This window comes from Flectobacillus rivi (genome assembly GCF_030056655.1).
In the GTDB taxonomy this organism is placed as follows: domain Bacteria; phylum Bacteroidota; class Bacteroidia; order Cytophagales; family Spirosomataceae; genus Flectobacillus; species Flectobacillus rivi.
In genome coordinates this window covers 128,691-149,788 of record NZ_JASHIE010000011.1, presented here as the reverse complement: position 1 = coordinate 149,788, position 21,098 = coordinate 128,691, and the positions used below count along the sequence as shown (strand labels likewise).

Genomic DNA, 21,098 nt, shown 5'->3' with positions numbered 1-21,098 from the left:
TAAGTTGTTCGATTTGAGATTTGTTTGAAAGTAGACTTTGAGCTTAGCCTTTTGAGGTATCTTGGCTTAAGCGTAACTCTTCTATTCTTCTATTCTTTTCTTCTGTTCGTTCTTTTTGGTTTGTTGAGGTAAAATAAGAATGTTTCTCTAGAAAATCTATCTGGATTTGCGTCCAATTTTGCTTTGAGTCAAGACGCTCAAAATGCAAGAGCTCCTGATGTAAAGTCTCGACAATGGCGTAATAATTAGCTCCACCCAAATAATCTAGGTCAGCATCACACAAGATTTTTGCGAGTAAATTGTCAGGCGATTGGGGGATTTTGGTTGCTTTTATCAAATTTTTAATGATTGAAATCTGCGCAGCGTTATATCCATAGTTGGGCAAAATTTCTTCTGCAATTTGACAGCTAACATCTTCATGATTGTCGTACGAAATGAGAAATCCTGCATCATGGAAATAGCATGCTGTAGCCAATAAGATAAGGCTTTCTTCGTCGGAAATACCTTCAGAAGAAGCGACTTCTTGCGCTCGTTTTGCGACAGAGCGTGTGTGATTGACATGATGATAGCTAAAAGCAGGAGAGAGTTCCTTCGTCAATCGTTCTAAAATATATGTTCGAGCTAATGCGAGGTTCATCGTATTGTAATCCAAATGTGATAAATAATATAATTGGGTTTTCGGCAATCAGCGATGGGTGGTTAGCAAAATGTTTTTATCATTTTATCAGAGACATAGTAATGATATTTAAAAATTTACATTCACTACTCTCTATTCAGCATTATTACTGAGTGGTTTTTCAATAAAATACATATCGATTTCCCCTTTGTTTTTTGCTTGAATTTTCCCGCGATAATGACAAGCAAAGTGATTTTGAATCAACTGATAAGTATTACCAGAGATATTGATTTTGCCAACTTCGCTTTTGCTTTCCATACGAGAGGCGGTGTTAACGGTATCGCCCCAAATATCGTAGGCAAACTTTTTGACACCCACTACACCTGCTACCAATGGACCCGAATGCACGCCAATTCTAACTTCAAAATAGGGTTTTCCTTGGTCTTTTCGCTGTAATTCTCGTTTTTTCATAAATGCCAAAATCTCCCATGCTGCTTGGACAACCTCTACAGGATGTTGGGCGTTGGGAATCGGTATACCGCCAGCACAGAGATAGGCATCTCCAATGGTTTTGATTTTTTCGATGGACGGATATTTTTCAAGAATCAAGTCAAAGCCTCTAAAGCAGTAGTCTATTTCTTCAATCAATTCCTGTGGAGAAAGCTGTTCGCTGATTTGAGTAAAACCTTTAAAGTCGGTAAACATGACCGTTGCCAATTCGTAATACTGAGTGGTTGCCGTACCTTTTTCCTTTAATTCATCAACGAGTTCGGAAGGCAAAATGTTGAGTAATAATTCATCAGAACGTTGTTTTTCAACCTCAATGATTTCGTTTTTTTCTTCCAATTTTTGATTACTTCGCTTTTTGTTAAAATACAAAATCAATAGAAAAAGTACCAGTAACAGAATCCCAGCAACAATCGCTATCATCAGTTTTTGAACAACTTTCTGTTTTTCGAGTGCTAGGTCTTGAATGGCTTTTTCTTGTCGAAGAATTTTGATTTTATCGGCTTGCTTATCTAGTTGTCTTTGTTTTTTGAGAAGCATAGATTCCTTCTCCGAAATGTCCCCACTTAGTTCATTAATGGTTTGTAAGGAAAGAGCTATTTCGCCTTTTGACTGCTCGACTTCAGCGTTTTTTTGTTCCAGTTCTAAGCGTTTTTTTTCAGCTTCTTCTTTTTGTAAAGCCAATTCCTCTTGGTCTTTTTTGAGTTCTTCTGCGGCTAAAAGTTGCTGTTTTTGTAGCTGAACAATGTCATTACCAATATGTTGGTTGATTTCTTCGAGCAGGTCGTTAGCCTTATTGCGCTGTTTGCGAGCAGTAGACTTATTGCCCAACTTCCCGTTGACCAACGAAAGTTGCAGATAAGCAAATGCCATTCCTTTTTTGTAGTTGGCTTTTTCTCCCAGACTCAGGGCTTGATTGGCGTAAATCAATGATTCATTGAGATTATTTTCGAGCTCATATTCTTTCGAAAGATTCAAAAGGATATCAGTTTTGGGGATTTCTCTGGTTTCAGTTTGCAAACGATTTTTCCAAAGTTCAATGGTTCTATTCTGTGCCAGTGAGAGTTGGACAGAGATACTTAAAATAATAGCGTAGCAGCAGAAGAGCGTTTTAGTTTTCATAATTCATTCGAAGTGTAGTTTAAATATACTAAAAGGAATTTTATATCAGCCTAAGAAATACGAAATTTGCGTCTTGAATTATTTTCTCCCAAACCTATAACAACTATATTTTCATGAATCGCATTGATAGAGTAACTGCCATTTTGATACAGCTTCAATCCAAAAAAGTGGTAAAAGCTCAAGAGCTTGCCGATAGATTTGAGATTAGTCTTCGCACCGTTTACCGCGATATTCGTACACTTGAGGAGGCGGGTGTCCCCATTATTGGCGAAGCTGGCATCGGGTATAGTTTGATGGAAGGTTATAGGTTGCCTCCTGTCATGTTTACCAAAGAGGAGGCAACAGCCTTTTTGACGGCCGAAAAATTGGTGGAAAAACTTACCGATGAACAAACTCGAAATACCTATCAGTCGGCGCTTTTTAAGGTAAAAGCAGTTTTGAAAATGACTGAAAAAGATTATCTGGATACCATCTCAAATCATATTGAGGTGTTGGATAACCCCTATCTACCTAAGCATCATGATGAAAGCAGTCATATCCAAACTTTACTACAAAGTATTGCCGAAAAACGATGTGTGGAAATGCTTTATTTTGCCAATCACAGTCAAGTCGATAGTCAGCGAATTATTGAACCAGTGGGGATATTCTTACAGGCTACCGCTTGGTACTTGATTGCCTATTGTCATTTAAGAAAAGACTACCGACATTTTAGGATTGATAGAATTAAGGAACTGAGAAATACACATCAAGCCTTTGCAGGCGAGCATCCTTCCTTGCAGACCTATTTGCCCAAATTTAGTCAGCGAGAAAATCTGACTTTAGTGAAGATTTTGGTACAAAAAAATGTACTACGTTACTTTGGTGACCAGAAATATTACAATGGTTTTGTCGACCAAAAAGATAGGGGCGATAAAGTAGAAATGACTTTTCTGACGGCTTCTATCAGAGGCTTTGCGCATTGGTTTTTGAACTTTGGCGAATATGCCGAAATCCTAGAGCCACTTGAACTTAAAGGTATGGTGAAAGGTATTGTTTTGAAAATTTTGGAAAAATTATAGAAATGGTAAAAAAATGACAACCCTACTGACATAGGGCTGTCACTATGGGCTTGTTATTTTGTAGTGTTCTCAATCAAAAACAAAATAATTAAACCTTAAAACCATGACCGTATTATCAGCACTCCAGCAAGAGCTTGAAAATGAAGCCAAAACAACTCGTAAGATGTTGAGCATTGTACCTGCCGACCAACTGGATTGGCAACCACATCCTAAGAGTATGACATTAAGAAGCCTGTCGATTCACGTGGCAGAATTACCTTCTTGGGTTCGTATGGTATTGGAGACCGATGAATTAGATTTTGAAAAAAATCCTTACTCTTTACCTAAAATCAACACCTCAGAAGAATTAGTAGATTTCTTTGAAAAAAACTTGTTAGATTGCCGTGATGCACTTGCTACAGCCGATGTAAGTACTTTTGACAAACCATGGACTTTACGTGCAGGAGAAACTATTTACAGCTCAGATCCTAAGGTAGATGTGATTCGAATGACATTTTCTCAAATTATTCATCATAGAGCACAATTAGGGGTATTTTTAAGATTACTAAACATTCCAATCCCTGGAAGTTATGGCCCTAGTGCCGATGATATGAGTTTTGCTTAACAATTATCAATATTTTGAATAATAAGGATATTAATCTTTGGATTAGTATCCTTTCTTTGTTTTATTTGTATAGTTATAATTGACGTATAAAGGTGATTATCGGGAAAAATGGTATTTGTCATTTTCTCATAATTCAACAGCAATAAATCTATCATTGATGGACATATTCTTTCTTCTTTTAAGTCATTTCAAACGTAACTACTTTGACACAAAACCATTTTTAAGCTTATGATTATTAACCTAAAAAAGCCAGTTTTAAAATCTTTCCAACCATTACGCCGTCCCCAACAAAGGTAGTTAGCCCAGCATAGCAAAGAGCCTTTACGCTAATCCGCTTATTTAGTTATTTATTGGTTTTCTCCACGACACCTTTCTCGAAAGGTTCCAGAAGTCTCCCTTGATTTTATCACTCAACTATTTATTCAGCTTCGTCATGAATTGAAGCGAATTCCGTACATTCGTACCTTCTTACAAAATCATTTATTAGAACCCACGATAACCTATGACGCATACCGTTCAGAGCAAAGAAACCCTCTACAGCATTGCTAAAAAATATGGCTTGACCGTTGAGCAGATTATTTCACTCAATAACCTCGTTTCTACGAATCTCAATATCGGTCAGAATCTAATTGTTTCGTTGCCATCGCCTATAACACCTAACAAACCTGTTACAACAGTTAAGTCAATTTACGAGAAGCGCAATACATTTCTAGTGGAGAAACTCCCCAAAGTTGGTTATAATACCTTTACGATTTCATATCCAACCCCAGCAGGAGTCCAAAAAACGGGGATATTCAGAGATAATTACCCTTCGCCCAACAGGGTAAACTCCAACGGCGTAAGTTATGCAGGAAAAAATGCCTTTGAGACGAATACTAGCTATTTTCAAGATTTGTGTCCTCAGCCATTTTATTTGGAGGTATTACATCATATCGCCAAAAACGAAGGCTGTTTTGATGCGGTAAACAGCTATGACAAAGCCATTTTTTCATTTGGTTTTTTGCAATTTACAGGAGCTCAGGCCTCAGGCTCAATTTTATCTCAAGTCTTGTATCGTTTTAAGCAAAGAGATGAATACGCCTTTAATGACTGTTTTGGTCAGTATGGCATGGATATAATAGCAGGAGCCAAGCCCGTTTTTAGAGTTGAAACTACTAAAGGTATCTTGGAAAACGATGCTGCCTACATGGAGGTAGCGAATAATCTATCGTTGACAGGAGCCTTTATTGCTAGTAGTTATAGACGCAGTATGGTGAGAGCACAGGTAGAATTAGCTTTGGAGGAATACGTCATGAAGGCGGTAGCGCCTACAGTAAAAGTCAATGTAATTGGCGTGTTGATAGCGCTTAATGAAATTCTCAAAACAGAAGGAGGTTTTGCAATTCGCATCGATTTGGCAGTTAATCGTGGTCTTACGGGGTCATTAGCTCCCATTCAGGCGGCAATCACTCAGGTGGCGAAAGAGTCTAAGCTTTCTACCAGTATGCAATTAGCCAAAATCAACGAGCGTAGGGTAGTGGAGGTATTGGCACAAAATGAGCCAGACGCGCTGAAAAAGCAAAGAATTCTAAAATTACTGGATGGGTCTTTTAGTTTCTGGAAATAAACCATTATAAAAATTTCGGATTAGGGTTGAACGAAGGATTTCTAGTAATTGCGGATTTGGGATTTCTGATTTCGGAAATAAAGTAAAATACCTCTATTTTTACAAAACATAGAAGCTTATACTTCCGAAATCCAACATCCGATATCCGAAATAGACAGTTTTAGAATTCTTCGTACAGTTCTAATGGTTGATTAAATATTTCCGAAATCCGCAATTTCCAATCCGAAATGGTTTGATAATTCAACGCTATTCCCCATGCCAGCAGTGCCTTTTACTCAGTTATGAACCTATACTTTATTTTCTGCATAGTATTTGTTTAATTTCGATAATCAACCGAACCTTTTAATGTATTGCACACAAAACTATGGCAACTTATACCGTACAACCCAAAGACACTCTTTATAGTATTGCGAAAAAATTCAACATTAGCGTAGACCAGTTGAAGCAATTTAATAATCTGTATGACAATAACATTTCGATTGGTCAGACACTCAATGTTTCCTCAGGAGGAGGCTATACACCTTCTTACAGTGACCCTGTTTATCCTAGTAATAGTCCTGTTTACCCCAATACGGATCCTGTTTATCCGAATAACTCCAACTCAAATTATGGTAGCTCTTCGTCAGGAGGAGGAAGTAGCTATTCAGGTTCAGGAAGTGGAGGCAGTACAGCCTCAAGTATTTCCTCTTTTGTGGTAAGAAAAGACAATAAAGGTAGCTATAACAGCATTGTGATTTCGTATCCCTCAAGTTATGGAACAGACTCGACTGGTACAATGAGAGACAACTATCCTTCACCTAATTTGGCAAACCCAAGAGGGGTTTCATATTTTGGTAAATCGACATTTGATTCACAACGTTACCAATTTGAAGATTTGTTACCTAAGCCTTTTTACGCAGACGTTTTACATTTTATTGGTAAAAATGAAGGCTGTTTTGATGCTGTGAATAGTTATGACAAAGCTATTTTTTCATTTGGTTTTATTCAGTTTACAGGAGCTTCGGCAAGTGGTTCGATTTTGAGTAAGGTGTTACAAAGAATGAAGCAGAACAATAGCGATGCTTTTTACAATTCTTTTAGCAAGTTCGGAATAGATGTTTCAGGTTATGGCGCTCCGGTGGTAAGTGTCAGAGGGGCTTCGGGCGATGCAGCATTTACGGCTGTGGCAAACGATTTGCAATTGACGGGTGTATTCATCGCTTCAGGTTTTGAAAGAGAAATGATACGAGCTCAGATTCAAATCGCTCAGGAGGAGTACATGAATAAAGCACTGTCCGATACAACGGGCATTGGAATCTTTGGTCAGCAAGTGCCTTTAAATCGCATTTTATTTTCAGAAGGAGGCATAGCGTTACGAGTAGATTTAGCCGTCAACAGAGGACTATCTGGTTCGTTGGCGGTACTCCAAAAAGCGGTTACTCAAGCGGCCAGCTCGCAGGGTATTTATTCGGCTTCGGGATTAGGTTCAATCGATGAAAGAAGTGTTGTGCAGGCCGTCATCAACAACGATGTGGAACAGTGGAAAAAAGACCGTACACAGAAACTTTTGAATAGTGGTTTTAGCTTTGATAAGTATTATGGATAGAGAATTGGTAGTGTACGAAGGAATGTAATACCCATCCATTTCAGATATCGGAGGTTGGATTTGGGAATTGTAATCTACTATTTTTTGTAAAAAAACAGAGGGATTTTACTTTATTTCCGAAATCAGAAATCCTAAATCTGCAATAGTTTGAGATCCTTCATTCAGTTCTAATAGAGAATAGCGAATTGTATTTTTTGAGGAAATGCTGAATTATTTCTAGAAAAAAAAGTAGTATAAATTTGGCGTTAATTAGAACATAGCAAATGTGTCTGATTGACGCTATTTAAGTTTGAAATTCATTGTTTAGCTCGAAAGAGAGGCATTTCGGTAAGATATAACCATTTAGCGAAGTGTATAGAAAAAAAAGCATTGAAAAATCAAAAATACAGGTCTTGATTGCTAGCATTTATCCGCTGGATTTTGTACTTTTGCGGAAAATTTTAAAATTGGGTATTAACGATTGCAAACAGATCCAACAATAATTAGTACTTCGCAAACGCAAGGCGTTGTACCCCCACAAAAAATGGCTTCCATAAATCAAGTTAAAATTTTCGCAGGGACTTCTTCTGAATATTTAGCAAAAGAAATCGCTCAGTATTTCGGTAAAGAATTAGGCTCAACTACAATTCAGAGATTTTCAGACGGTGAGATTTCTCCAAGTTTTGATGAATCAATCAGAGGTTGTGATGTTTTCTTGATTCAATCAACATTTCCACCAGCTGATAATTTGTTGGAATTGTTATTGATGATTGATGCAGCTCGTCGTGCTTCGGCGCACTATGTAACAGTTGTAATTCCATACTTCGGTTACTCACGCCAAGACCGTAAAGACAAACCAAGAGTAGGTATTGGTGCAAAGTTAATTGCTAACCTTTTGACTGCCGCTGGTGCTGACCGCTTGATGACAGTTGACCTACATGCTGGACAAATTCAAGGATTTTTCGATTTTCCTGTAGATCATTTGGAAGGAACAGCTATCTTTGTACCTTATTTGAAATCATTAGGCTTAGATAACATTTTGTTTGCTTCTCCAGACGTAGGTGGTGTAGTTCGTACTCGTAACATTGCGAAGTTCTTCAACGCTGAAATGGTTATCTGTGACAAACACCGTAAACGTGCCAATGAAGTTGCTTCGATGCAATTGATTGGAGATGTTACAGGCGCAGACGTGGTGTTAGTCGATGACTTGATTGATACAGGTGGAACGATGTGTAAAGCTGCACAGTTGATTATGGACAAAGGTGCCAAATCAGTAAGAGCTATCGTTACCCACGCAGTATTATCTGGTAATGCTTACGAAAATATCAGTAACTCTGTATTGACAGAATTGGTTGTGACAAACACCATTCCAAGCAAACAAGAGTGTGATAAAATTAAAGTTCTTTCAGTAGCACAATTGTTTGCTAAAGCTATCGGAAGAATCCGTGACCACGAGTCTATCAGTTCACTTTTCATAAAACAATAATTACTTAAACAGTTACTAGAAGATAGCAGTTCGCGAAAGGCTAGTAACACAAAAATCACTCAAATGAGAAAGATTGAAGTTGTAGGTTTCAAAAGAGAAACTTTAGGTACAAAATCAGCGAAAGATTTACGCAATGCATCATTAGTTCCATGTGTATTGTACGGTGGACAAGATGTAGTTCACTTTGCAGTTCCAATGATTTTGTTCCGTGAATTAATTTATACTCCAGAAGTTGCTGAAGTTGAATTGAACATTGAAGGCGAAATCCGTCGTGCAATCTTACAAGATTCACAATTCCACCCAGTTAACGAAACTATTTTGAACGTTGACTTCTTGGAAATCGTTGATGGTAAAGCTATCAAAATTGACGTTCCAGTGAAAATCGTTGGTAACGCTCCAGGTGTACAAAAAGGGGGTAAAATGGTTCAGAAACTTCGCAAAGTTACTTTGAAAGGTTTAGCTGAAAACATTCCTGATTTTGTTGAAGCAGATATTACAGGTTTGGACTTGGGACAAACTATCAAAGTTAGCAAATTGAAAGTTGAAGGTGTTTCTATCTTGAACAACCCAACTAACCCAGTTGCTACAATCGATATCCCACGTGCATTGAGAGGAAAAATAAACTCTTAATTTTCACAAATCCATTACTGATAGATGACCGCTCTGTAATTTACAGAGCGGTTTTTTTTGTGAGAATACTTTAAGTTTTTCAAAATCTAATCATTTCAATTATGCACTAAAAGGCTCTTCCAAAGGATTATTACTACCAAACCGTAGTTCCTACGGAGCTTCTACAGAGGAAAAAAATGTAAGAAATCTATTTTAGGCAAGGACAAAGGACAATTCCACACTCAAAACTCATCACTCAGATTACACTTGCTTTTTATAGGTCCAAATGGCTAATCCATTGAATACGATGGCGAAACTCAATATGGCAAAAATATGATTTCTGATTTCGTAAATACCTGAACCTTTTATCACAACCAATCTCATGACGTCGATAAAATAGGCGACAGGGTTAAACTTTGTCATAATCTTCGCCCATTCAGGCATACCATCTATGGAGGTGTACAAACCACCCATTAGGACAAAGACCATTATCATAAAAAAGGCGAAAAACATGGCTTGCTGCTGTGTATCTGAAAAGTTAGACATGAGTAGTCCAAGTCCCAAAACGGCTAACAGAAAAATAGCTGTAAAGCCAAAAATCACAAGCAAACTCCCTACCGGAACAATACCAAATACGACTCTACTGACGGTCAGACCAATAGCAGTTACGACCAAACCCAATACCCAGAAAGGAATCAATTTACCCAAAATAAAATGGTGTTTTTTGATAGGCGTAACATTGATTTGCTCAATAGTTCCTACTTCTTTTTCCTTGACAATATTCAATGCTGTTAAGAAACTTCCGACCATTGTCACCAAAATAACCAAGATACCAGGAACCATAAATAGCTGGTAATTCATACGGGTGTTGTACCAAAAACGAGGAACAATATCTAATAATGGCATAGGGTTCATTCTTGGAAAAGTAACCCAATCCGTTCGCACATCCTGATTAAAATCTTTGATAATGGAGTTGAGGTACGCCCCACCCATGTTGCCTTTTGTGCCATTTACGGCATTAATCGCAAGTAATAATTTAGCCTCATTTTCTTTGATTAAGGTTCTTTCAAAATGCGCAGGAATTTCTATGATTACATCAGAATCGTTTTGCTCAACACTTTTGAGTGCTTTTTTGTAAGAATCTGTATTTTCAACTAATCTGAAATATCCTGAACCAATAATTTTTTGAACCAGCTGTCTTGAATAACTCGAATGGTCGTGGTCGACCACGGCAATATTCACGTTTTTTACCTCATAATCGGCTGCTATGGGCAAAACAATCAGCTGGATAATAGGCATCACAAAAATGATACGAATGATCGATGAGTTACGAAATATCTGCCGAAACTCTTTTTCTAGTAAAAAAAGTAGTGTTTTCATGATTGTTTGGGAGTGATTGCCAAGGAGGAGGGGCAAAGTGACATAGGCACAAAGGCACAAAGTGATTTTTTTAGATGTTTTAGTGACTGTGCCACAATCATCAAAACACTTTGCTACTTTGTGCCTTTACCACTTTGTCACTTCTCATTACTCCAACCTCGTTTTGTAATTTTTTAAAGCTATTAGCACAAAGCCTATTGTCATAGCTACCAAAATCAGGCTTTCTTTTAGGACACTTTTGAAGCCTAATCCTTTTATCATTACGTCTCTAACGATGAAGAAATACCATTTTGACGGAATCAAATTAGAGATAAATTGCATCGGTTTGGGCATATTTTCGATAGGAAACATAAAGCCACTAAAAATCAATGTTGGTAATAATAACACCATTAAAGATGCCAACATAGCCACTTGTTGCGAGTTGGTGATAGTCGAAATAAATAGACCTAATGCCAAAGCCGCAAAAATAAAGAGCATACTTTCGCCTAAAAGAAGTAATAAACTGCCTTGGATAGGTACATCGAGGAGGTTTACGCTCAAAATGAGGATGGTGCTTACATTGATAAATGAGAGCAAAACGTAAGGAATTGCCTTAGTAACAATGACCAAAATAGGAGGGACAGGCGATACCAAAAGCACTTCCATAGTTCCTAGTTCTTTCTCCCGAACAATCGCAATCGAGGTCATCATAGCTGAAATAAGTAACAATATCATTGCCATTACCCCAGGTACGAAGTTATATGCCCCTTTGAGTTGTGGGTTGTATAACATACGAATTTCTGGTTGAATCGTGTAAGGCAAGGTCTGTTCGCCTAGCACTTCGTCTTGGTATGATTTCAGAATGGAACTGGCATAATTGACTACTGTAGTAGCAGTATTCGGGTCTGAAGCGTCTGCTATTAGTTGAATAGAAGCCGTATTTTGTTGAAAAAGAGAATGTCTGAAATGAGCAGGAAATACCACTGCTAATCTAATTCTACCTTCTTTAAAAGCTTGGTCTATTTGCTGAGGACTGCTAAAATTGGCCTCTACATCAAAGTATCTACTGGCATCAAGTTCTTGAATAATCTGTCGACTTGCTTCGTCTTTTGAGTAATCTAAAATACCTATGCGAGAGTCTTTTACTTCGTTGGTTAGGGCAAAGCCGAAGAGGATAATCTGAACAATGGGCATCCCAAACAGAATGATTAAAGTTCGAGTATCTCTCAGAATATGCTTGAATTCCTTGGTGATGAATGCTAAGAATAATTTCATGTTTGAAAGATTTAATAGTCTTTTGTTCAAAATCACTCACTTCTTTTTGCCTTGCGAGCCAACTGGTGAAATACCTCATCCATTGAGTCAGCGTGAAATTGCTTTTTGAGATTTTGAGGGGTATCGAGTGCTTCGATTTTTCCGTCTACCATGATTGACACTCTATTGCAATATTCGGCTTCGTCCATGTAATGTGTGGTGACAAAAATAGTCACGCCACGATTGGAGGCTTCATAGATTAAATCCCAAAACTGACGACGAGTTACAGGGTCAACTCCGCCTGTTGGTTCGTCTAAAAATACAATTTTAGGATTATGTAAAATTGCAATCGAAAATGACAGTTTTTGTCGCCAGCCCAAAGGGAGTGAAGATACTAGTTTGTCTGCCTCAGCCTCAAAACCTAGTGTTTTGAGCAATACATCCGTTTTTTCTTTGATAGTTTTACGATCTAAACCATAAATTCCGCCAAAGAATCGAATATTTTCTCGGATGGTTAAATCTTCATAAAGTGAAAATTTTTGACTCATGTATCCGATATTCTTTTTAATATCTTCGGTTTCAGTATACACATCAAAACCTGCGACTTTTGCTTCGCCTCCGCTGGGTTTGGATATGCCAATGAGAATTTTCATGGCTGTTGTTTTTCCAGCACCATTGGCTCCCAAAAAACCAAATATTTCACCCTTGTAAACCTCAAAGGTGATGGCGTTGGTGGCGATAAAATCCCCAAAACGTTTGGTTAGTCCTTGAGCCTGAATGACTATTTCTTTATTTTCCATGTTTGGCACATTTTATTTCTTGAAAGCATCAGGACAATGCCATAAAGCAATCCTCAATGGTAGCTGTAATTTCTTGGATTTGGAAAGACTCTTTGTAATGCTCTTGAACATACTGACAAAAAGCTTGATAATCCTCATCATCGTTTTTAAGCGTCAGGTGATGACTTTCACCAAAACCAAAACAGGTATGCGTATTAGGAAATGCTCTTGCTACCTGCAATAAGGCATACATATTGGAGGCATGAATAGACCAGATTTTTTTCGGATATTTCTCAATAATCCCCACTGGTGTATCAATATCTAATATCTTTCCTTTTTGCATCAAAGCAACTCTATCGCATAAACTGGCTTCGTCCATATAGGGTGTCGAAACCAATATCGTGATACCTTCCGACTTAAGATATTTCAGCATTTCCCAAAACTCTTTTCTCGAAACGGGGTCAACTCCAGTAGTGGGTTCATCCAAAAACAATACGCTTGGCTCGTGAATCAGAGCGCAGCACAAGGCTAACTTTTGCTTCATTCCACCCGATAATTTCCCTGCTTTACGAGTTTTGAAAGGTTCGAGCTGTTGGTAAATATCCTTGATAAGATGGTAGTTTTGTTCTATCGTAGTACCAAAAACATGCGCAAAAAAGTTGAGATTTTCCTCTACGCTCAAATCTTGATACAGGGAAAATTTCCCTGGCATATAACCTACTCTTTTTCGGATTGCTTTATAGTCTTTCTTTACATCCAAGCCATCAACACTAGCATCTCCAGATTCGGCTAATAAAAGCGTAGCAAGAATCCTAAATAGCGTAGTTTTTCCAGCACCATCTGGTCCGATTAGTCCAAATAATTCTGATTGTTTGACCTCAAAAGAAATGTCTTCCAATGCCTTGATTTTGCCTTTTTCAAATGACTTAAAAAGGTGATTTGCAATGATTGCATTCATAGCTTTTGGGGTTAAAATATCACTTCTCCATACATACCAATTTTCAATGCACCAGTGTTTTTTACATGGATTTTTACCGCATATACTAAGTTGGCTCGTTCTTCCTTGGTCTGAATGGTTTTTGGGGTAAATTCTGCCTTTGAGGCTATCCAATAAACCTTGCCCTGTAAGGTGTCCGACTGTCCTTCTGCTTTGTCGATAAGCACTTTTACGGGTTGATTGAGTTGAACTTTTGTTAATTGATTTCCAGAAACATATACTTTCAAGGTCATTTCCGATAAATCAGCAACTTTGTAAAGCGCTTTTCCAGGAGCCGTCATTTCGTATTGTTCTGCATATTTGGTCAATACTGTACCACGAATAGGGTTGATAATCTCGCCACGTTTGATTTGATCGGTCACCTGATCGGCACGTTTTTCGAGTGGTGAAAGTTCACTGTTAATACTACGATTTTGGATAGTTACTTGTGTTTTTTGAGCGCTGATTTGACTTTCTAATACACTGATTTGTTTTTTGGTCAGGGCAATAGCTCCTTCCATATCGTCAAGCTGTTTGCTCGGAACGGCTTCTGATTTTACTAAATTCGTTAAGCGTTGGAATTCTCTTTGTTGGATACGCAACTGCTCTTTCTGAACAGCAATTTGATTTTCCAAAACTTTGATTTGAGCTGAAGCATCATTGAATTTTTGTGGTAAACTTTTGATACTTGCTTCAATCTGTGCTTCTTGAAGTTGTAAGTTTGCTACATCGATATTTCCAACTTTTTGAGCTAAGGCTAAAGTGTCGCCTTCTTCAAGGTCGAGTTGGAGGATTTTACCTGCAACTTCTGACGAAATAATAGTTTCTGTAGCTTCAAAAGTGCCCGTAGCATCCGAAGTTTGTTCATTTTTTTTACAAGAAAAAATAAGCGTGCTTACAAGAGATATGAATATAAATTGCTTTTTCATTTCAAATATTGGATTGTGCGAATTTCGCGGTTTGATACTAAGAAAAGAAGATTAAAGCCCTAATGTGCTTTGATAATTGGCCTTGGTAAGTGCCTGTTGCAACGTATGAATCAACTGATTTTCTTTGGCTTGTAATTCGGCAGAAAGGTCAGTTACATAGTCACTTGCAGTGATAATACCATTGTCGAGTTGTGCACTGGAGGTTTTAGTGATTTTTTCTCGTAGGACAATGATTTTTTGGTCCAGCTCAATCATATTATCCAGCTTTTTGATTTCAGCATCCAATTGTTGCAAAGCAATATTGGTATTAAGTAAAAAAGCTTCTTGTTGCGCATCTACATTTTTGGAAGAAATTAGCAACTGGCTTTTTTCATGCTTTTTCGTGTATAATCCTCCTAAAGACCAATTGAATCGTAACCCACCGATATAATATCCTTTAAAATCATTTTCTAACATATTCAAAGCAGGACGCCCATAGCCTGTTTGCAAGAATAGCCCTACTTTAGGCATATTTTTGGCAGTAATAAGTTGCTCCTGTGTACTCAAAAGGTTTTGTTGTTCTTGAAAAAGAGAAAGTTCAGAACGTTGAATTTTGGTTTCTTGGCTATTGGTTAGCAAAGGTGAAACCAATTGGGCTGAGGATAAATCTTGGTTAATAAGCATTCCTAGGATTTTCTTCCCCAACAATTCCTGAGATTTTACTTCACCAATACGTTGATCAAGTTTCAAAATTTCAACTTCTAGTTGATTCAAATTGGCTTGTGTACTAACGCCATTTTGGATACCAGCCTTGATTTTATTGATTTTTGACTGTAATTCGTTTTTAATAATGTCAATCAATTTGAGCTGATTTTGACTCAACAATACACTAAAATAACTCTGATTGACACGCTCTTTTAGTTTGTCGAGCTCAACTGCAAGTTTTTGCTGTTCGGTCTGAGCAGCAGCCTTTTGTACCAAAATTTGAGAATTGGTTATACCACCATCATACAGATTTTGCTTTACCTCAGCATACAATTTATACTGGTCTTTAGAAATCTGCGGAATGTCTATATTAGGAATTTTGATGGGCACAGAAGTTACATCTGACTGATAGGTTGCCTGACCAATAATGTCAATTTGTGGTTTGAAATTGCTTTTGAGTTGTGCAATTTGATGTTCCAAATTCTCATTAATATAGCCCTTTTGTTTGGCAATGGGGTAGTTTTGTTTTGCCAAGGTATAGCACTGACTCAAAGGAAGCACTTCCTGAGCACGTGTATGATTGACAATCAAACTAATGAGGAGAATATAAATGGTTTTTTTCATGGTTTTAACTAAAATGTTTAACTATTTGGTTAAAAATATACCTTTAAAAAAGCAACAAATAAGTAGGTAATACATTGGGCGGACTACTGATTTGTTACTCTTACTTTAATAAGGAAATTTTACAAAACGATAGAGTGATAAACCATTTCGTAAATTTCTTTTTTACGTTGTTTTAATAATTCTTGATACATTTCTTCAGGAACTTGCATCAAGACTTTTTGAAAAATTGACCTTCCCATGAAAGGAAAAACACACATTGAAACGATGTTCATCAAAAGATGTGCAGGATTAATGGGTCTAATTTGTTTGTTTTCAATAGCTTGGAAAATTTCCATGACCATCTGACCAACCATTGGTTTGAGTCCATTTTCTTCAAAAGCACCTACAATAAGATTGGCATTTCGTGATAACTCATTAGCGACAAAAAGTGGTAATTCTTGATTTGCCAACAGGAAATCGAGATAGGCATCAATAAATGCCTGAATCTTTTCAAAAATGGGTTGCTCAGATTGAATAATTGTGTTGAGATTAGGAATCAGTTTTCCTACAATTCCTGCAAATACTCTTTTAAACAATTGTTCTTTGTTACGAAAATAATAGTGTAATAGCGCTTTATTGATACCAGCATTGTCTGCAATTTCTTGCATACGGGCACCATCCCAGCCTTTTTCGATAAAAACCTTTCTTGCTGCAATTAAAATCTTTTCCTCTGTTGTTATCTCTACTTCCATTTTATCAAAAGGTTTAACCATTTGGTTAAATATGGCTCAAAGGAAAAAAATCTCTTTGACAAAGTCAAGATTTTAAGGAATAAATCTTGGAAATTTTTTCAACACAATAGCACATTATAAATAAGCAACAACAATTGATTACCTTTGCCATTCAAGTAAAAATTCAATCGCACGTGGTAAAGTATTTGAAGAAAATTGCCTACAATCCGACAAGTTTGACGATTATTTTGGGCGCATTATTGCTACTATGGCAAGAGCTACAGGGAAGTTTGTCTATTTGGGTACAAATCTTTTTTGCCTTTGGTTTTGTATTTTTTATAGGGATTCCTCACCGAACCTTAGATATTTGGTTGGAGCAAGAGTTATTTAAAAGAGCAGGGAAAGTGTATAAAAAATGGACTTTTTATGTCCGTTATCTTCTCGCTATTGTGTTATTTGGAGCGCTATGGTGGTATTGGCCAACTGGGAGCGTTTTCTTGTTCTTATTAATTACCGCATGGCATATTGGTGAGTCAGATTTGAAATCACCACAAGCTAACAATTTTCTTTGGACTTGGACACGCTATAGTTATGGAATGATGATTGTATTGTGGATTTTTCTAGGACATGGCAGTCAAGCCAGTATTCTTTGGGCAAGTATTACGCGCCAAGATATGCTGATGATGCAAATTTGGTTGATGTTAACGGCATCAAAAGAGTTGATTATTGGAGTAATTTGCATGATCACGCTACTATTATTGTTTCTTGCTCAATATCGAAACCCTTCTGAATTCACAGCAAGAAAAGTTATATCTCTAGTGATTATCTTGGTACTGTGTGAATATCTACCTTTATTACCTGCAATGGCATTGTATTTTGGTGGCTGGCATGCCGTGAATGCATTTTCAGATGCTCATCGTTACTTTTTGCCCGAAGGTCGTAGTACAAACTCAGCTTTTCAGTTGTGGCTACACGCCATGCCGATTACCTTAATTGCGGTAGTGATGACATTGGGGTATGCTTATTTCTGGGCAGCTTTTGCAAAAAGTATGAATCCAATCCCGATGATGTATTTGTTGGTAATGTGTACTACGTTCCCTCATCAGTGGCTGGTAGGACAAATTAATCGAGATAAGATTTCTTAAAAAAAGTTAAAGTTTTGTACACAGAAGCCCCAATATTCACATTTGGGGCTTTTGTGTTTTTGATAAAGACCTAAAGAAGGATTTAGTTTGTTATGTGAAAAAATGTACTTTAGTAGTCTTAATTCATTTTATAACTCTTAGCCATGATTGCATTATTCATTATCATAATCACCTTAGTATTCACCTATCAGGGTTTTCGTGACTTTCTATTTTTCGATAAATATAAATTTCACGTTTTTCCAGTACTCTTACAAAAGGACTATAAGCGTCTGTTAACCTCAGGTTTTTTGCATGTCGACTGGCTACATTTCTTTTTCAATATGTACAGTTTGTACGTATTTTCAGGACTTACGATTAATATTTTTGGAGAAGCCAAGTTCTTAATTCTCTATTTGGGAAGTATAGTGGGAGGCAACCTTATTTCGGTATTAATTCACAGAAAAGACGATGGATATACATCAGTGGGTGCTTCTGGTGGGGTATTTGGGATTATGTTCGCTTCCATAGCAGTATTTCCAGAGATGGATTTAAGGATTATTTTTATTCCTTTAGCTTTACCTGCTTGGGTTTTTGGTCTGCTATATTTAGGCGTATCTATTTATGGAATCAAATCCAATAAAGACAATATTGGACACGATGCTCATTTAGGCGGAGCTATCGTTGGAATGTTGTTCGCAATTCTGTTCATTCCTGAAATTTTACAGGAAAATCTTTGGGTTATTTTACTACTCTTAATTCCATCTTTGGTATTTATCTATATCATTGTGACTCGTCCTTATTTGTTATTGATTGACAATTTCTATTTCAAAAACAATCAACAACATGATACCATTGATGAAAGATACAATGCCAATAAGGCTAAAAAACAGCATGAAATAGATGAAATTTTGGACAAAATCGCATCCAAAGGAATTGACAGCTTAAGCACCAGCGAAAAGGCTGCATTGGAGGAGTATTCCAAAAGGATGAATTAGAAAGGGTATATAGGTTGCAATTCAATAAAAAAAGACTTGAGAATATTTCTCAAGTCCTTTTTTATTGAATTAATTAGAAAGTTTTAACTCTTGTTCGAAGTTGAAATCTTGACAACTTTTACCGCAGTTTTTTCAATTTTTTGTAATTCTTTTTGCCCTACAGAGGCATCAGATTTTACCGCGATATAAGGTGCAATTACCAAAGAAACAATCGACATCAATTTAATCAAAATGTTCATCGATGGACCAGAAGTATCTTTGAATGGGTCACCAACGGTATCACCAGTTACTGAAGCTTTGTGTGGTTCTGATTTTTTGTAATAGGTTACACCATCGATTTGAACCCCTTTTTCAAATGATTTTTTGGCATTGTCCCAAGCGCCACCAGCATTTGACTGGAACATTCCCATCAATACACCTGAAACCGTCACGCCTGCCAACATACCACCTAATACTTCTGGACCAAAAGTGAACCCAACTAGTACTGGCGAAATTAATGCAATTGCACCAGGCAATATCATTTGTCTAATAGAAGCTTGCGTAGAAATAGCCACACATTTTTCGTATTCTGGTTCAGCTTTGTATTCCATAATACCTGGAATTTCACGGAACTGACGACGTACTTCGTTTACCATTTCCATCGCAGCTTTACCTACGGCAGAGATACACAATGCACTAAAAATAAATGGAATCATCCCGCCGACAAATAAGCCAGCCAAAACATCTGCTTTATAAATATCAATCGCCTTAATACCTGCAATACCAACAAATGCTGCAAATAATGCTAACGAAGTTAATGCCGCAGAAGCAATAGCAAAACCTTTACCAGTCGCAGCAGTAGTGTTACCTACAGCATCCAAGTTATCGGTACGACCACGTACTTCTGAAGGTAATTGAGACATTTCAGCAATACCACCAGCATTATCTGCAATAGGTCCAAAAGCATCGATCGCCAACTGCATGGCTGTTGTTGCCATCATACCTGCGGCTGCAATAGATACGCCGTATAAACCTGCAAACTTATAAGAAAAGATAATCCCTGCCGCTAATACTAGAATTGGTAATACTGTAGATTCCATACCCACAGCTAAGCCCCCGATGATATTCGTAGCGTGTCCAGTTCCTGATTTTTCAATGATTGATAATACAGGACGTTTGCCCATCGCAGTATAATATTCGGTAATAGCAGACATCAAGGCTCCTACCACCAAACCAACAATAATAGCAAGGAATACGCCATTTGATGTAAACTCAAATCCACGTAAATTGAGGGTGTCTGGTAATAAATGATGTACTAAGAAATAAGAAGATACAAAAGTAATCGCAATAGATAGCCAGTTACCCAAGTTTAACGCATTTTGAACAGAAGCAGTTTCGCTAGAAATTCTTACAAAAAAGGTAGATACTAAAGATGCCAAAAGTCCAACACCTGCAATCAACATTGGCAAAATGACAGGAGAAAAACCACCTACATTATCAGTCACTTGGATTTCTTGACCCAACACCATGGTTGCTAGAATAGTTGCTACATACGAGCCGAATAAGTCAGCACCCATACCAGCCACGTCACCTACGTTGTCACCCACGTTATCGGCAATCGTAGCGGGGTTACGTACGTCATCTTCAGGAATACCAGCCTCTACTTTACCCACTAAGTCAGCGCCTACATCGGCTGCTTTTGTGTAGATCCCACCACCCACACGAGCAAATAATGCAATAGATTCAGCACCAAGTGAAAAGCCTGCTAGTACTTCAATAGCTTTTTTCATTTCTACAGAAGTAAGCTCATGACCTGCGGCGAACATTTGATAAAATACAATAAATAAACCGCCTAGACCAAGAATCGCTAAGCCTGCAACACCCATACCCATTACTGAACCACCAGTGAATGACACCTCTAAAGCTTTTGCTAGGGAAGTACGAGCAGCTTGAGCTGTTCTCACATTGGCCTTGGTTGCTACTCTCATTCCGATATAACCCGCAGTGGCTGAAAATACAGCCCCAATCAAAAAGGCTAAGGCAATTACTGGTGAAGAATGAATAGGATGGTCTGGCGTTCCTTCGTCAGAGCCTAACCAAAAAAGTAGGATAGCGGTTGGAATTGCAAAGTAGGCTAGAATTTTCCATTCGGCTTTAAGAAAAGCAATGGCTCCATCGGCAATATATCCTGAGAGTTTTTGCATGTTTTCGTCACCAGTTGGTTGATTCGAAACCCAATTAAAACGCCAAAATGTGTACAACAAGCCAACGAGACCCAGAGCAGGAACTAAATAAATAATGTCATTCATAAGAGTTAAATAGTTTGGTTGGTTAAAATGTTGAGTAAATGAGATTTATAAGAACACTTACGTTTGTGTTTGGGCAAAATGCCCTACTATGCAAATATAATTTTTGCTTTGGTATAAAAAAATTATTCCAAGATTTTATTGTATTTAATTTATATGATTGTTTTCGGAGCACTTTGATACCTACCGATGGGCAAATTGTATGTT

At 37.5% G+C, this 21,098-nt stretch carries 18 protein-coding genes; 8 read left to right on the top strand and 10 right to left on the bottom strand.

Annotated elements, in window-relative coordinates:
- Positions 1-43: 43 nt before the first annotated feature.
- Both QM481_RS16325 and QM481_RS16320 read right to left on the bottom strand, forming a co-directional pair.
- Positions 44-637 (bottom strand): HD domain-containing protein, encoded by a 594-nt coding sequence (locus QM481_RS16325; RefSeq protein ID WP_283382482.1) that lies wholly within the window; start codon positions 635-637, stop codon positions 44-46.
- A 132-nt stretch (positions 638-769) separates the two neighbouring features.
- A complete protein-coding gene (locus QM481_RS16320; protein ID WP_283382481.1) occupies positions 770-2,245 on the bottom strand; it encodes an adenylate/guanylate cyclase domain-containing protein in 1,476 nt (491 codons plus the stop codon).
- A gap of 113 nt (positions 2,246-2,358) precedes the next feature.
- On the opposite strand from QM481_RS16320, the gene QM481_RS16315 reads away from it, so the two are divergent.
- The 6 genes from QM481_RS16315 to QM481_RS16290 all read left to right on the top strand — a co-directional run bounded on the left by QM481_RS16315 (position 2,359) and on the right by QM481_RS16290 (position 9,193).
- Entirely contained in the window at positions 2,359-3,303 is a 945-nt protein-coding gene (locus QM481_RS16315) for a helix-turn-helix transcriptional regulator (protein WP_283382480.1), read from the top strand.
- Positions 3,304-3,406: 103 nt separating this feature from the next.
- The gene (locus QM481_RS16310) at positions 3,407-3,907 is read left to right on the top strand and encodes a DinB family protein (RefSeq protein ID WP_166550086.1); all 501 of its coding nucleotides are present in this window, start codon (positions 3,407-3,409) and stop codon (positions 3,905-3,907) included.
- A 502-nt stretch (positions 3,908-4,409) separates the two neighbouring features.
- Positions 4,410-5,513, top strand: a complete 1,104-nt coding sequence (locus QM481_RS16305; protein WP_283382479.1) for a LysM peptidoglycan-binding domain-containing protein — start codon at positions 4,410-4,412, stop codon at positions 5,511-5,513.
- A gap of 364 nt (positions 5,514-5,877) precedes the next feature.
- The gene (locus QM481_RS16300; RefSeq protein WP_283382478.1) at positions 5,878-7,098 is read left to right on the top strand and encodes a LysM peptidoglycan-binding domain-containing protein; all 1,221 of its coding nucleotides are present in this window, start codon (positions 5,878-5,880) and stop codon (positions 7,096-7,098) included.
- Positions 7,099-7,621: 523 nt separating this feature from the next.
- A complete protein-coding gene (locus tag QM481_RS16295) occupies positions 7,622-8,563 on the top strand; it encodes a ribose-phosphate pyrophosphokinase (protein ID WP_166550089.1) in 942 nt (313 codons plus the stop codon).
- Positions 8,564-8,626: 63 nt separating this feature from the next.
- Positions 8,627-9,193, top strand: a complete 567-nt coding sequence (locus QM481_RS16290) for a 50S ribosomal protein L25/general stress protein Ctc (protein ID WP_166550090.1) — start codon at positions 8,627-8,629, stop codon at positions 9,191-9,193.
- A gap of 240 nt (positions 9,194-9,433) precedes the next feature.
- Here QM481_RS16290 and QM481_RS16285 read toward each other — a convergent pair whose 3' ends face one another.
- The 7 genes from QM481_RS16285 to QM481_RS16255 all read right to left on the bottom strand — a co-directional run bounded on the left by QM481_RS16285 (position 9,434) and on the right by QM481_RS16255 (position 16,508).
- Positions 9,434-10,552: an ABC transporter permease gene (locus QM481_RS16285; protein ID WP_166550091.1), complete on the bottom strand. Its 1,119-nt coding sequence runs from the start codon at positions 10,550-10,552 to the stop codon at positions 9,434-9,436.
- Between the two features lie 147 nt (positions 10,553-10,699).
- Positions 10,700-11,806, bottom strand: a complete 1,107-nt coding sequence (locus tag QM481_RS16280; protein WP_283382477.1) for an ABC transporter permease — start codon at positions 11,804-11,806, stop codon at positions 10,700-10,702.
- A 32-nt stretch (positions 11,807-11,838) separates the two neighbouring features.
- Positions 11,839-12,585, bottom strand: coding sequence for an ABC transporter ATP-binding protein (locus QM481_RS16275; protein WP_283382476.1), 747 nt, complete (start codon positions 12,583-12,585; stop codon positions 11,839-11,841).
- Between the two features lie 28 nt (positions 12,586-12,613).
- A complete protein-coding gene (locus tag QM481_RS16270; protein ID WP_283382475.1) occupies positions 12,614-13,522 on the bottom strand; it encodes an ABC transporter ATP-binding protein in 909 nt (302 codons plus the stop codon).
- Between the two features lie 11 nt (positions 13,523-13,533).
- Complete coding sequence (locus QM481_RS16265) at positions 13,534-14,469, bottom strand: HlyD family secretion protein (protein WP_283382474.1); 936 nt, start codon at positions 14,467-14,469, stop codon at positions 13,534-13,536.
- 51 nt (positions 14,470-14,520) lie between these two features.
- Complete coding sequence (locus QM481_RS16260) at positions 14,521-15,777, bottom strand: TolC family protein (RefSeq protein ID WP_283382473.1); 1,257 nt, start codon at positions 15,775-15,777, stop codon at positions 14,521-14,523.
- Between the two features lie 119 nt (positions 15,778-15,896).
- Positions 15,897-16,508 (bottom strand): TetR/AcrR family transcriptional regulator, encoded by a 612-nt coding sequence (locus QM481_RS16255; RefSeq protein WP_283382472.1) that lies wholly within the window; start codon positions 16,506-16,508, stop codon positions 15,897-15,899.
- Positions 16,509-16,642: 134 nt separating this feature from the next.
- On the opposite strand from QM481_RS16255, the gene QM481_RS16250 reads away from it, so the two are divergent.
- Positions 16,643-17,632 (top strand): Brp/Blh family beta-carotene 15,15'-dioxygenase, encoded by a 990-nt coding sequence (locus QM481_RS16250; RefSeq protein WP_283382471.1) that lies wholly within the window; start codon positions 16,643-16,645, stop codon positions 17,630-17,632.
- Between the two features lie 143 nt (positions 17,633-17,775).
- Positions 17,776-18,606: a rhomboid family intramembrane serine protease gene (locus QM481_RS16245; RefSeq protein WP_283382470.1), complete on the top strand. Its 831-nt coding sequence runs from the start codon at positions 17,776-17,778 to the stop codon at positions 18,604-18,606.
- 83 nt (positions 18,607-18,689) lie between these two features.
- Here QM481_RS16245 and QM481_RS16240 read toward each other — a convergent pair whose 3' ends face one another.
- Positions 18,690-20,894: a sodium-translocating pyrophosphatase gene (locus tag QM481_RS16240; RefSeq protein ID WP_283382469.1), complete on the bottom strand. Its 2,205-nt coding sequence runs from the start codon at positions 20,892-20,894 to the stop codon at positions 18,690-18,692.
- Positions 20,895-21,098 lie beyond the last annotated feature (204 nt).